The sequence below is a fragment of the Psychrobacter glacincola genome (assembly GCF_904846215.1).
In the GTDB taxonomy this organism is placed as follows: Bacteria; Pseudomonadota; Gammaproteobacteria; order Pseudomonadales; family Moraxellaceae; genus Psychrobacter; species Psychrobacter glacincola.
On record NZ_CAJGZK010000001.1, the window covers coordinates 184404 to 199593 of the forward strand.

General features: G+C 42.0%; 7 protein-coding genes. 4 read left to right on the forward strand and 3 right to left on the reverse strand.

Translation table 11 applies throughout. The features are described from left to right. Nucleotides 1–229: 229 nt before the first annotated feature. Together JMW90_RS00690 and JMW90_RS00695 are read left to right on the forward strand one after the other, a co-directional pair. The gene (locus JMW90_RS00690) at nucleotides 230–898 is read left to right on the forward strand and encodes a hypothetical protein (protein WP_201561205.1); all 669 of its coding nucleotides are present in this window, start codon (nucleotides 230–232) and stop codon (nucleotides 896–898) included. A 102-nt stretch (nucleotides 899–1000) separates the two neighbouring features. After that, complete coding sequence (locus tag JMW90_RS00695; RefSeq protein WP_201561206.1) at nucleotides 1001–1564, forward strand: hypoxanthine-guanine phosphoribosyltransferase; 564 nt, start codon at nucleotides 1001–1003, stop codon at nucleotides 1562–1564. Nucleotides 1565–1811: 247 nt separating this feature from the next. Here the strand turns inward: JMW90_RS00695 and recD are convergent, their stop codons facing one another. From recD to JMW90_RS00710, 3 genes are all read right to left on the reverse strand, one after another. Continuing rightward, on the reverse strand, nucleotides 1812–4037 hold the full coding sequence (gene recD / locus JMW90_RS00700; RefSeq protein WP_201561207.1) for an exodeoxyribonuclease V subunit alpha: 2226 nt from the start codon (nucleotides 4035–4037) through the stop codon (nucleotides 1812–1814). Nucleotides 4038–4124: 87 nt separating this feature from the next. Then, the gene (locus JMW90_RS00705; protein ID WP_417715097.1) at nucleotides 4125–8561 is read right to left on the reverse strand and encodes a UvrD-helicase domain-containing protein; all 4437 of its coding nucleotides are present in this window, start codon (nucleotides 8559–8561) and stop codon (nucleotides 4125–4127) included. A 135-nt stretch (nucleotides 8562–8696) separates the two neighbouring features. Next, nucleotides 8697–13280 carry an exodeoxyribonuclease V subunit gamma gene (locus JMW90_RS00710; RefSeq protein ID WP_201561209.1) on the reverse strand — a complete coding sequence of 1528 codons (4584 nt, stop codon included), beginning with the start codon at nucleotides 13278–13280 and terminating at the stop codon, nucleotides 8697–8699. Nucleotides 13281–13791: 511 nt separating this feature from the next. On the opposite strand from JMW90_RS00710, the gene JMW90_RS00715 reads away from it, so the two are divergent. Together JMW90_RS00715 and JMW90_RS00720 are read left to right on the forward strand one after the other, a co-directional pair. Then, entirely contained in the window at nucleotides 13792–14328 is a 537-nt protein-coding gene (locus JMW90_RS00715) for a hypothetical protein (protein ID WP_201561210.1), read from the forward strand. A gap of 37 nt (nucleotides 14329–14365) precedes the next feature. Next, nucleotides 14366–15175, forward strand: coding sequence for a hypothetical protein (locus tag JMW90_RS00720; protein WP_201561211.1), 810 nt, complete (start codon nucleotides 14366–14368; stop codon nucleotides 15173–15175). The last annotated feature ends 15 nt before the right edge of the window (nucleotides 15176–15190 follow it).

Sequence of the window (15190 nt, forward strand, 5' to 3'; positions counted from 1 at the left end):
TAGTCTTCGGCTAGTGACTCAGTGCACCCGCCCGTAAGCAATTTAACAGTTGATAGAAATCTTGTCATATCATCATCCATTAATGCCGCTGAACTCTATAGTTAGCAGACGTCATCAGTCATTATATGATATGGTGAATTTTTGGTTGGCAACCCATTTAAATACTAACCGATTTAACGACGAATGTAACGTTGGTTAAACATCGACAACAACAAATAAAGGAAGCACAATGGCGCATTATTTTGGGTTTGTACCTTCAGATAAATTAAAAGTATTAATCGTTGAAGCTGAGCAAATCATTGCATCGAATGAGGAAGTAGCATACTACCCGTATCGTGATGCTTTGACACATCAGACAGCGCGCGATCTTATTGATAATTTATTGGTGGGTCTGGTTGATATTATCCCAAATCCTGAACGCCAAGCGTCCATGCGTAAAGTGGTTGCCACCGTTGAGCGCGCGACTGATACCTTGCTTAATATTTTACTGGGTAAAGAAAACAATGAAGAAGTATTGCCAAGTTTTCATTTTCTAAGAGATCGGGCAACCTTTATCGATAATGAGGGTCTAAAACGCGTGGGTTTTAAACTCACAGAACAAGATACTGCCATCATTCAAAAAGGTTTTGCAGCCATCACTCCCGAACATGTGGATACCAAGATATTTAAAACGGCGCTTGAAACCATGAATGAACAGACTTTGACTCACTTTATCAGCCGCTTTGCCGAAACCTTGAAGCTGGGTATGATTAAACGTAAATCTGTACCCGTTGCTAAGGCAGCTATCGATAAAGGTATGAACATGGCACTCAATAAGCTGTTGCCTGATTTACCAGACAGCTCATTGAATCGTTTGGCGAACTATTACCGTCCTTTTATCGTAGAAAAGCCAGAATAAGTGCCAGCATTTGATTAATTTTGCCTTAAAAGTCAGATGGTATTGGGCATATTCACTAAAATTTGCTAAAATAAGCGGCACTTTTTACCAAAGGCATATCCGATGACCCAAATCAGCAATCAAGAAATTGAAAAAACATTACGCAACTCAGAATGCCTAATCAGCAGTATTGAAGTTGCTGCTGCTTATGAGCGTCTTGCCGCGCAGCTTAATCTGCATTATGCGGGTTTAAATCCAATTGTCATGGTTGTTATGAATGGTGGACTTATCCCAGCCGGTCAACTCTTAACTCACCTGACCTTTTATCATCGTATGCACTACATCCATGCCTCACGCTACCGTGATAACGAAGGTACTAATGAGCTTGACTGGAAATTCAAGCCTGACGTCAGCATTGCCGGCGAACATGTTTTACTGATTGATGATATTTTTGATGAAGGCATTACCTTAAAAACAATCGTTGAAGAGTTGGGTAAAGAAAACCCTTTGTCTATTGAGTCTTGTGTACTGCTCAATAAAGAACATGATCGCAAAGTTGCAGATTTTGATGTAGATTTTGTTGGTATTAACGTCGCTGATCGCTATGTTTACGGCTGTGGTATGGATTTCCATGGTTATTTGCGTCATTTGCCTGGTATTTATGCTATTAAAGAAGACAAAGTTTAGTCAATTTCCTGTTGACTATGTTAAGCAATAAAAAAGCACCCATTGGGTGCTTTTTTATTGCTAATTGCTAAGTGTATTTATTTACGTATAGTCATAGAAAAGTAATATCGATACATCACGTGCCGCTGATATCAATTTTTCTTGCTAGCGTAGCTACAGCAAGCAAGAAAAATTGATATCAGCGGCATCGTAGCGATTTTAAGGTGTTTTAACTATAGTTTTTGATAATAAGCGCAATCAATACCAATTAAAACTGTAATGCCAAACCAGTATGGCGCTCAGTCGGTGTCTGGATCGCCTTCTCAAAAGCATGTTTGGTACTATATATAGTCACTTGGTTTTTAGCGCGGGTCACTGCGGTATAAATAAGCTCTTTGCTTAGCAATCTTGCATGACTATTATCAAAAGTAATCGCCACATGATCAAACTCAGACCCTTGTGATTTATGAATGGTCATGGCATACGCTGTGGCAATGACTTCTTCATTTAGTAGATTGACAGCGATTCCTTGGGTTTTATTTTCAAAGAATACCTCAAGTCGGCTCCTATCATCACTTGTTTGCAAGCAAAAACCAATATCACCATTAAACAATCCAAGCTCATAGTTATTTTGCAGAACCATAATAGGACGACCATGAAACCATGTGTTTTGACCTAACGGTAGCTTGAGCTCAGTAATATGCCACTGGGTCAAATAGTTATTAATGTAGTGATCACCCCACTCGCCATTATGACCAGCAGTCAAAACTCTAAACTGGTTAAATGTCTGCATTAATGAAGTAATTGTACCCTTTACTGATTCTGGCATGGATTTTTCTATCGGATTTTTCAGAAGAATTGTTACTTTTGCCAAGTAGTTTGAGTAGTTTTTTGAGACTTTTGAAATTATTTTATTATTGCTTAGGCTATTTTTTATCTTGTCTTTTGAAAGAGTATTCATTGTTGCTTGAAATATATTTACATATTGAAAATTCAGTGCCTTATCCTGCCTTAGTAATTGCCAAATGGCTTGAGTATCTGCCTCTGCTTTGTTGATTTGATACGCAAGTTTACCAATACCAGAATCTGCGCTAAATCGGCGGCTTTCGGTTAGCTCCACATGTATAGGCTGCAGCCGCGCAATGCGGCACAAGTCAGCCAATACTGCCCCTGCATCTACCGCTGCCAACTGGTTCGCATCTCCTAACAATATGAGCCTTGCGCCTGGCTTTACCGCACTTACCAGATAATTTGCCAATTCAACCCCTAGCATAGAAGCCTCATCAACGATGATAATGTCTTCGCCGAGTGGATTATTGGCATCGTAACGAGGTTTGCCCGTTCGACCAATGCCTAATAAGCGATGAATCGTTTTGGCTTCTTGCAACTGAATGTCAATATCCGCAGCGTCTATAGCGGCTTGTAAAGACTCCTGCATTCGCTGGGCGGCCTTACCCGTCGGTGCTGCTAGCGCTAAACTGGCACTGTCAGTACTAAATCTGACACTTTTATCTCCATCACCCCTACTCTCAACGGCTTGTTGCAGTGCAATAACTAACTGAGCCACGGTATAAGTCTTACCTGTGCCTGGGCCACCAGTGATAATGCTAAATGCGCTATTGTTAGCCACGTCAATAGCCCTTATCTGATGCTCATGAAGGTTTTCTGGTATTGCTATTGTCAAAGGTTTTATCTGCTGATTTAAAATAGTATTAATTTTCTTTGCTAAGTTAAACTCTGCTTGCCATGCGCGGTGTAACCAAAAAGTCAGGGATATTTTTGGATTTTTTTCTTTTTCGTTGTTGCTTGCTTGATAGACAATGGGTTGTTTAATTTTGCTTAGGCTATTTTTATTTTCACTATTACTAGCCTCTGTATTAGCGTCATCAGCATTGACGTTAGCGAATAAAGCATGGTTATGGATTAACTCAATGAAAGCTGCGAATTCAGTATTTTTCAGTAACTGATAGAGCGCAGCAACCGTATCAAAACGCTTGACCAGTATCTCTTTTTCATGATTGCTAAGTGCCAGCTGCGCCCATATCTGAGCGCGCTTACCAAACAAGATATGTAGCAAACCAAATAGTGATGATTCATCTGTAACATCATCCTCTTGTTGCGTATCTATTTGAGCATCAATCAGCGCTAGGATTGGCGTTGCTAGCATCACTAACAACTGCTGCTGCCAAGCATATAGCGTGACTAATTCGCCATTGATTTGACCTTGCAGTGGCTTTTCATTTTCAGCTACCTCAATGGTTAATACCGTATGCCCTTCTTCCAGATGCGTCGCCAACATAATGAATAAAGCGCTAAATAAATGGCTGCTTTCTTCTTTATCGACTTGCTTGCTATCAGTATTAGCCGTTGCGTCAATTACTTTATAGGCTGAATATGTTTGCTGACGGCGCAGCAAAAAATAATCGCTGATGTTACTGGCCCAGCTTTCCTGTAAACCAATGGCTGCCCTGCTTTTATTGTTATTATTACTCATATACGCTTGTCTCTATTTTTATTCAGTTAGTCGTTATAGTTAATCGCTATAATAGGCATTTTTGTTGAACTTGTTATTTAAAACCCACTAATCTGGTTTGCCAAATAACGTATCCAAGGCTTTAATAAAATCGATTGGTATATCCCAAGTGACCAGTCCATAGCGATTATTACTGTTTAAGTCGCTGCTGTCAGACTTATCAACACTTTGTGATACACCAGTAGCTGTTTGAGAATCAGGATCATATACTCCCCGTAAAAATACATACTCAACCGCACCCAGATACTTGTCTTCATTGCCGGCATAATCACTAATTCTCATGGCAAGAAATCGATGTAACGCCACTTGATAAATCGCTGCCTGTAGCCAATATCCTGCTTTTGACATCGCCTTTTTGAGTGTATTTTCATCATAATCACTTAGGCTATTTCCCAAATAATTGCTTTTATAGTCGACTACGTAATACTTGCCAGCATGCTCATACACTAAGTCAATTTCGCCACGCAGATAACGATATAAATGCGTTTTGTTTTGCGGAACGAGCGTGACGTGTTTGTCGGCCTCATCAGGCAGATACTTTTGAAAAAGCGTATTAATATCTTGCGCTTTAAAGCGCTCTGACAGCCCCATATTAAACTCTAATTCAGCAAATCGCTGACTTGCATTGATAGAATGTAAAGGCTGGTTTGATGCCAATAATGGCGTATATAACACCTCTTCGATCCAACCAATCAATGCCTCATGCTTGATAGCGTCTATTGAGTCATGATCGATTAGGCTATTCTCTCCTGTCTTTTTCGCTTGTGATATGCGGATTTGCTGTTCAACGCTGCTATAGACCAAAGGCAACTGATAGCTACTAATGGCTCTATCAATGACTTGAGACCACTGTGATTTATTATTAAAATCAATCTTTTCAAATATCTCATGCAAGAACGTACCGGCATTGGCGCCCTTTATAAAACTAAAACGGATATCGTCCTCTAACTTGAGGCTTAACTCACTAACTGGTTCAATAGACTCATTACCACTATTGCTATTGCTATTAGATGACGGCTTGACCGATACCGAGGCTTCTGTCATGTCGATGTCTATAGCATCATCGATACGCTCATCCACTATAGCCATCGCCTGCGTGGACTCATCAAGCTGACGAGCTAGAGCAGTGAAACTGGTCTTGGCCCATCCATAAAAGTAATTGGTTTTCATGACCTCTGAAAAAGAAGAGTACTCAATAGTCTCTGTGGCAGGCTTATTAGCGTTTAACTTAGTAGTGGCAAGCTGATTGTCGTTTACGCTTGCTGCTTTAGCATCATTATTATCATAAAAATCATTGACGTTATGCCCTCTGATCATACCTATCGTGCCTTTTAGTCGATCAGGTAACTGATACTCGGCTGGCTGAGGTTTTTGTATATCAAACCAATTAAATACAGGCTTACGCTCCATTTCTTTAGAATTATTAGGATCACTTAATACGATATACAGTTGCTCACTGGCTCGAGTAAATGCGACATAAGCTAATCTTTTTCTCTCATCAAGGTTCTCTTCAGTCTCTAATTCAGCATAATAATCGCCATTTTGTACTGTCCCTTTGACAGGAGAAAACCTACGTTGATTACTATTAGCTTTATCTACATCAGTTGAATATATGTCTGAGTCAACACTATATAAATATAGTCCATATTTTTCACGATCTCCTGCCTTGTGACTAGCAGATCCCATACCCAATACATAGACAATGGGAAACTCGAGCCCTTTTGACTTATGAATAGTCATCAGCTGCACACCAGATTCCGTGGGTAGCGGATATTGCTTAGCCCAATCGCTGTTAGGGGCCGCATCTATATTTTGTCTGAACCAAGCCAATAACTCATGCTCGCCCATGCCTAGACCATACTGCGCCAAAACATCCATCACATGACGCAGATCCATGATATGACGATCGCCTTCTGAATGAGCGGCTAATGCTTGCCAAACGCCTTGTGGCTGCACAGGACTTTTATCGAGCAAATAATGCAATGCCGATAAAATTCCAAAGTGCTGCCAGCGCTGTGTCCCTTCTTTGAGATAGGAAATAAAGTCTTGATAGCTTTTTTTGTTATCATCAACCGCGTTAACTTCTCTGCTATTTGAACCAGCATGGAACGTACTAGCATGGAACGTATTAGCATAGTTTTCTGAAAGCCCTGACTCATGGTCAGTCATCATGGATTTGATGTCTTTGATACTCAGGCCATACAGGTGACTGGTCAATACTCGATTAATCATGTCATGTCGATACGGATAGAGCATGGCACTCAGCAGCGCCGCGACATCTTCTGCCATGATGGTTTCAAAAATACTGACATCACTGGTGGTCAAGGTTGGCACATTCAGTTTAACCAACTCATCCTCAACCCGTTTTAGATCTTTTTTGGTACGTGCTAGTACGCCGATATCACTGGGCTGAATTGGTTTACTGTTTAGTGTCTGACCACTGCTGAGTAAGGTCGCAATATGACGTGCTGTGATTTCATGCTCATCGTACTCAAGCTCTTTATCTTTGTCATAAGGCAAGTGCAATACGCTTACTGGCTGAGCAGAGAGGACGTCCGTCACCAATGCACTGTTCAGCATGTCTGGCTCATTAAACCAAGACAGCTGATTTTCTTCTTTATGTGCTTTAATGTGCTGGTAATAAATACCACTACCTAGCTGTGACAGCTTATTATCATCAGTCGCTGGTGCTGGCATACCAAACCAGCAATTTAGCGCATCAATCAAACTGGCATTTGAGCGGCGATTAATATCAAGTGTCCAAAGGCTACTTTTATCAAACTGGGCTTTCATATAATTATAGTTAGCGACATCACCGCCACGAAAGCCATAAATAGCTTGTTTCGGATCACCAACCAATAATAAAAACTCATGGCTGGCTTTATTGGTTGTTGACTTTTTATCATTGTTCGATTGTTCACGTTTATTTTTTGGCAAATAGATACTTTCAATCATAGTGGCTTGCTCGCCATTGATATCTTGCGACTCATCAATGAGAGCAATCGGATAATGATGACGAATATAACGTGCCAGCTTCTCTCCTTGCCGACCCGTTAACGCTTGGTTCAGGCGCACCATCTGTAGACTAAAAGTTGTCTCACCGCGCTCTTCTAAAATCACTGGCAGCCTGTCACGCACAGCGAGCACAATATGACGATTTAGATTGGCCAAAACAGTAATGACATAGTCATTAAACTGTTGGATATAACTATATAGCTTAAGCATCATCTGAACAGATTCAGTACTGATAAACCTCACCCTTCCTTGTTCTTTATCTTCTAAGAATCCAGAATCTTCTGAGTCATCATAAGTTGCCTGAAGTTGCTTCAAAAAGTTTAATTGCGGTTTGGATAAACTTTGAGAAAAAGAGAGATGCTTACTCTGAATAAGATCTTTAAAATCTTGATAAAAACCTAAATTTTTAGCGACACTTTTACGATTATTAAATCCTTCTTTTTTTCTAAAGTCCTTATCAAAGTAGGCCTGAATGTCATTAAAATCATAATCACAGAACCGATTTAAGAATTCTTCGTAATTGTGGATATTGAAGTCACTTACTACAATCTCATCAATCGGCGCGGAAACAAAGTTAAGCGAACGAGTCACAAAATTCTTATGGTCGCTCACTGCGGTCAGCTTTCCTTGCTGATCCATGAGCGCATACAGTTTAGGCTGCTCGTGATATAACCGGCTTTGAAACTGACGCAGCTCATCATGAATGATACTATCAGTCACTTGCTCAATACTACTGTCTTCAATAATCCCCATGCCTTGCTGATGACCCGTCTCACTGCTGTATTCAGTCAACCATTTTTGCGCCAAGCTATCGAGCGTACCCACAAACAGTTTATCCAATGTAGTCAATACCAGTGCAGTGCGTCGAATGGCTTCGGTCATTGGATAGCTATAGACATGATCCAGCAAATAACCGATTAAGTGTAGGTTAATAGGATCTTGCATGGAATCTTGTAATCGAGCATATTTGGCCTGATCTACTAGCCAATTCTCACGCGCTTTTTTTGCCTGTGCACGCTTTTCAGCAGCGGCTTTTTTGTCATGAACTTTGCCATAAACAACGTCTTGATTTAGTTCATCAGCGTCTGTTTGAGCACTCTTATCAGTGCCCGCCTTATTGTCCTTATCACTTTCAGGCGTCACCTGTAGCACGTCAGGATACAAGCTATCCTTATTAATGGTATCAGCACTCAGGTTATTGACCCATTGCAATAATTGATAAAAATCTACCAAACGGTCGTGAATACGCTGACGCATCTCAGCTGCGGCAGCTCGTGTAAAGGTAGTGGCAATAATTTGCTCTGGTGCACGTCTTGCTTCAATCAGCAAACGCAGCATAATCCCAGTAAGCGTCCACGTTTTGCCAGTACCCGCCGATGCTTCAATCAGATGCTTACCTGTCAGGTCAACATCGACCGCCGGTATCACGGTCACACTCGCCTTATCTTCCATATCCTCGCTTTTAGTCATGTGAGTAGATGTATCAAGCGAGTCATCGGAGAAATGCGGCTGCGTAGAAATATCAACGGTATAGCTGGTATCGGTCATAGGGGCATACACTTTTAATTATTATTAACTGAATCAAGAGGATAAAAAAGCCAAGAACTAAGCATCCAATCCGTCTAGTGCGGCAAACATTGGCCCATATAATGGCACTGCCAAAGTGGCTAACGACGCTGTTAAGGCGTTAAACGCATCCTGATCACGTAATACGTATTGCCAAATGGCATGCTGTGAGCAAGTATCGTATACCGTATCTACGTGATAGCTGGGTCTTAACCAATTTGAGAAGTCTGCTCGTTTTGGCCAGTAGCTGCTGCCCTCACCTTCTTCAGCTTTGAGGCACTGATCAAGATAACTGAGCGCATACTCCGGCAATAACGTAATCGGTACTTGACCTACCAGCTTGGCAAAAATTGCCCACTTTATCAGCTCAATCAGCGCGTCTTCATAGACGATAGGGCTGAGTTTAAAAGCAATTTTATCTTTATATTTATCTACTTGCGAGCTGGACTTATTAAAGCGCCAAATGCTCACCCCATCATTTAATACCACTTGCTCGGCAGTGGTGCGTCTGGCCACTTGCCAATATAGATGGGACAACCAAAACTTGAGTAAATGCTTAGGACTGGCAGAATTGGGCAATATATTCAACCACTGCTTGGGTGATTGTCCAGTGTCAGCCACGCCTGATGCTGCTATTAACACTGGTACTGAGCCTTTTATCTTAATAACCTTAGGCAATAGCGTAAGCAATGAGTCAGCGTTTTTATGAGTGTCTGCCTGATAGCTTGGCGCTTTGTTAATACTATTTAGCACCGCTGCTAGTTCTATCTGAACAGGATGCTCGGTAGTCGGCGTTAGTAGCTGTAAAACGCTATCTTCTTCACCGTCATTGGTCATATTGGTCTGAACAGCATCATCAAAGCCATTGGCGATTAATTGCTCTTTAAATTCGAGACATTGCTGTTGTAGCTTTTGTTTTTGATTGGGTATCGTGGTTTGACGGGCAACACCTGCTGGTATGATGTTTTGATACATCAGAATTTGGCTGTCTGGCTCAGCTATTTTGCCCATATTCTTATCGGCGGCATCGGTAGCCATCTCATGAATCAAGTGCGCTTTAATTTGATAGCTCGTCAGGCTGTCTAGGAATAGTGGCTCTTGATGTGCCATTGCTTGCTCTCCTTGCACCACATGCACTTTTTGAGTACGCAAAAAGGCTTTGGCAGGATGACGCACTTGATAGGCGAGCCGCCCTTCAACATCTATCTCACCAATGTTAAATACGGTATCAAACACGGTTTGGCTGAGCGCCTCAGCCACGTCGTTGGCATTACTGGTATCAGTAATACTGTCTAGCGCCAACATATCGACCAATGCAGACAAGGTTTGATTGTCTACTTGTCCCAGCTGACCCAAGCCTTGACCAAGTACCTGAGCGATTGATTCATATTGTGCGTTTGTGGGTAAATCAACCAGTGGTGAATGCTGACTGAATGTCCGATCCTTTAGGGTATTAAACACGGCATGCCAAAGCGGCGCAGGCGGAAATTGTTTTTTCTGAGCCAACTTGGTTTTGCGCATAGCCTTATTTAAGATAACGTCTAATTCATCGGCAGTATCAATAGGACTATTATCTTGTGTATCGACAGCCATCACGTTCTGATCAGAGAAAACTGGCGTGACAGACTTTTGCACTCTAACATAAGCGACATCAGTATCTTCAATTTCTGTTTCAAAAAGACTGTCATGAAAAGGCAATGCGGGATGTTCAGTCACCAGCCATTGCTTAATTAATTTGGGCAAATAGCGCTTGAGACTCTCGGTGGTTGAATCAATACTATCAGGCAAAGTCTCTAATGCCTCAAGCGAGCTCACCTGCCACTGCACCTCACCTTGTAAAAACTGTAGCAATTCACTCACTGGGTTGGCTGGCAGATGCTCATGAGTGTCAGTGAGACTTTGACCATTATAAAATATCCAGCAAGCACTGCGTGCGCACAACATCGCATCCAAAAATGCGCCATTGTCATCATCTTCACTGACTCTATCACCGCGACGCGATTTAGCGGCTTTTATCAAATCATAGCGATTATCACGATCACGCCCAGGAAACTCAGAGATGTCCATATTGAGCATCACCACCAACTCAAAAGGCACGTTTCTTAATGCACCAAATCGACCAAAGGTAATCACACCAGTCGGCTCAGCACTGACCTGCTGGCTTTCAAGCTCGTCTTCGATACTGTCTAACATAAAGCTTAATTTTAGCGGTAATTGCTCAACCCCCGCCAGTTTTTGTTCCACTTCAATGTTGTCGCTCGTATCATTAGCATACTGTCTATAATGGCGGTTGGCTCGCAAACTTGATTTAAAGCCGTTCATGGCGTTATAAATAGCGCGCATCGTACGTGTTTGATCAACATCGCCAAAGTAGCAATGAATCACTTGTGTCTCAATCTGATCCAGCCAATCTTCCGCTTTCATCTTTTGCATGTGATCATCGCGTCGTTCTACCAAACCCGTATAAATACGGCAAAGGGCTTCCACAATCATGGCATCATTGAGGCTCACTTGTGGCAGCGGCAAACTCATTTCGGGCATTGCAGTAGCAGGCCAATCATCTTGATCTAAAGGATATAGACAATCGCTCAACTTAGCCTCTGGCATGACCAAACCCAAAGTCAATCTGTCTAGCGCTTGCGCAAAGCTAAAACGGTAGTCATAGTCATTACTATCGAGCGTTTGCTTAAGATGACATTCATCAAACCCACGGATAAAACCTGCCTCTACCAACAAATCACAACCACGGCTCATTTGTTCATGAGTCAGTCCAAAACTTTCAAACAAGGGCGGCAGCATTAGCCAGTCCAAGACCTCAGCCGCTTCAAAACGAGCATTATGGCTGCCTAATAGCTTATAAAAACCAATAATCGCTTCCCATAACTGACGAATATAAGCATCGACCACCCCAGTCACTTTTGCAGGCAGCGTCAAACCATCTTGACCTTTGCCGCTAACGAAAATAGAGCCAATCAGTGCATGATGACGCTCAACATCAGGTAATAAAACTACAATATCGGATATATGGCGCTTTTTCGCGCTAGATTTGATAGGTTCGTTTAGCCAGCGTCCAATCATAATACGCAGCACTTCAAGCTGACGTTGCAAACTATGACACGAATGAATGCTCAGGCTATTATCTTCAGAAGATATTGCCCAAAAGCGGTCTTTTTCAAAGCGTTTATTTTCTAATACCTCGTCTTCGTACCATGGCGTCTCTTGATTCTCTTGATTCTCTTGATCAACGCTTGACGCTATTTGTTTACTGATGGCTTGAGAGACTTTTGCCGCGGTTGCTTGTTGGGTCGATTTTTCATCAAGCATCAACACATCGTTTTGCAAACGTCTTAATAAACTTGGGCTATTTTGTGCAGTTTGAGCGCTGTTAGTATTGTCAATATCAAAACTACTGTCATCGAAACCATTGTCGTCGAAATCATTGTCATCAAAACCACCCCCAGTCTCGTTATCAAAACCATCATCAAAGTTATCTTGCCAGTCCACCAGCGCGTTTTGATATTGCTCATTGCCCGACAGGTTGGCAAGCATGGCAAAGGTATCGCGCGATTGTTTGCCCAAACGCGACAGCAAACTGTGACCATAATCCCGTAAAAACACGCTTTCAGGATTGATAATCTGTTGGCGTTGTAGCCACGATTTATCGACGATATCCGCCCAAAATAGCTTTGACGGATTATAGTGTAACAACGTGATATCCATGTATTGTGATAAGCGCTGCAAAAAGTCGAGCTCAGTCTGTGGCAACTGCTGAATGGTAAAAATACGCAGCACTTTGGGCAATTGAGCTCGCTCATTCGCTTTGTTGTCTTTTAACGCTGACCAAAAAATATTTTCAAGCCCCACACGGTATTGATGAACATCGGCAAATAAATGCGCCCACAAATATCGTTGGGCAATTTCTAACTCAACATAATGCGCCACCAACCACTCAGGCGTGCCGCGCGCATACCTATCAAAGCGCAGTGACAACGCATCTTTATCCGCTATCATTTCATCTACATTGAGCGGCTTATTATGCGACCATAGCGCCAGCCAATCCTCACGGTGAGTTAAGTAACGGTTAAATACTCTCGCCAAATCACTTGCCAGCTGCCAAATGCGCGCATCTTGTTGTGCCTTATCCTTTATAATGCTTTGTCGCAAACTGTCTTGTCTTACATTGTCTTGCTCAACCCCAGCTTGTGGATCATTAATCAAAGACGCCAGCAGCGGATTCACCGGATGTTTTTCATCGGCAACAATCAACGCTTGGTAATAAGTCAAATAACCAAACAAGCGCCACTGCATCACTGTTGGTGACAACACCGCCACTTCAGGCACATTTAAGGTTGCCGCTTCAGAATCTGTCTCTAACAAATAGGCGTTATGACGGGTTAACACATCCTGCATGAGCGTCCATTGATACTGACCCCAAAACTGAGTACGCACCAACGTACTGATCCCAGCACGGCTGGCAATGGTTTTATCTAGCCAATCACCCAATACCATTGAGGGCACAATGACAATAAAAGGTTCAAAAACAGGCTGATTCTTGGACTGATATTGCACAAGAAGCTGCTCAACAAGATTTTCGGTACGGTGCGATTGAATAATGGTAAACATAGAGGATAATCTGATTGGAATAATAGAGTAAAATAAATAATAAGTACTGCTTGTGATGGGCGTAATGACAAGTGTCGTTATTAAGGCGTTTTATTAGAGAAGATGATAGAAATAACAAACATTTTGGCAGGTATTATGAAACACCAGCTATTGCTATTAACCACCATCTGAAAATAGCAGCCTGAAAATAGTAGGCTGAATCTATGAGCCTTATTACTGTTAATGCGCATGGTATCTAAACGAAGCTACTGAAAACACTCACCAATCCATGTTTGGCGGTCGTTACTACATGACATTTCTGCTAGCATGGCGGCATGGATCAAACTGCGGTAGCAAACACTACTATAAATGAGCTTATATTTCCTGTTGTAAAGCGAATGATAATCTGGCTATTAGTTTGCCATTGTTCGTTCACGTTTACCAGTATATAAACTATCGATAAACACACGCTGCGACAACAGATGTCGCCGTATTTTTACTTCAATTTTTAGTGACGAGATACCTTAATACTATGCCCTTGCGTCCCATTGATGCCATTTTTGTTCACCCTGAACGACGATTATATGTCGTATACTATCGTGGTGAGCTTTGGCAATTGCCACGTATGAAAATTGATGGTCAATCTTGGCAAAATAGACAGCCCTATACAGACGACAGTAGTGGACTCTATCTGAGTATCCATCAAGCCATAAGCGACCCTGTTTTGGCGCAAAAGCTGCGAACGCTAAACCTACCTATGGCAGTACGTGGCAGCACCTTAGCACGCTTCGAGGCATGGTGGGAAACTCATGGTTTTGACTGGCTTAAGGATAAACTAAGCACAGGGCAATCACCATTGGCTGCGCATCAAGCTGACACAAAAATGATTGACAATCAACCCTCTTCACCTTCAAACTACCTCTCCGCTCTGGCAAGTCGCGATAATACGACTACGCATAAAAACCCAGAGCAAAAAGCCATTGCCGTTGCCGTTGCAGAAGAAGTAACCGATATTTTTGCAGATATGCTGGCAGATTTAGCAGATGAAGTACTGCATCAACAGCGCTAAACCACATATAAACCAACAATAAGAAGATCGGTACCATATGAAAGACTACAAGCTGCTACTGGCTGGGCTCATTTTATTACTGCTTATTATCTTTATCGCCATCTTTACTTGGCTGTGGAGCAGTAACCGTAAAAATACAGATCCACTGCCCATTATCTCAAATGAGAGTGAATCGACTGCCTCAGTAGAAGAAGATGGAGAGACTGTTGCCAAAAGCACTTTGCACATACAAGCAGAAGAAAAACTACGAGCGCCTTTAGACGCTGTGATTTCAAGCTTTCAATCTCGTTATCCCAATGTAGAAATCATGATAAGCTATGTCGCTTCTGCTGCGCTTTTGACGCTATCAGATAACAAAGTAGCTGATAATGAGCCATCTTCATTTGTTGTTGATACCGACATCATTATTGCTGATGGCACTCTATCGGCAGCACGCCTAGCGCCCGTACAAGAAAAATTAAAAATAGCGCAAGATAAGCAAAACCGCAACAAGGCAGAAAATGGCATGGTAGAAGATATTATCGATGCAGACAGTAGTGCTGATGAAATCGCTGCTAAAGGTAAAACTGATAACACAGACACTCGTAACCTTGTGTCGTTTAGTTATGCTTTAAAAGACACGAAAAAAGTAGATGGTGTCATCTTAACCCAAAACCCTATTGCGCTTAACTTTCGAAATTTTTTACTCTCAAGTACAGGGCAAGATATATTGAGTAGACATGATTATGAAAATATCGATGGCTATCAAAATGAGGTGTCTGACTTGTTCAAACCAAACTCTAAAGGAAAACAAGCAACAGGTGAGCTGACGGTAAATGTCGCTGACGCTATAAGCATTGCTAAATAAATATAAGACGCTCTA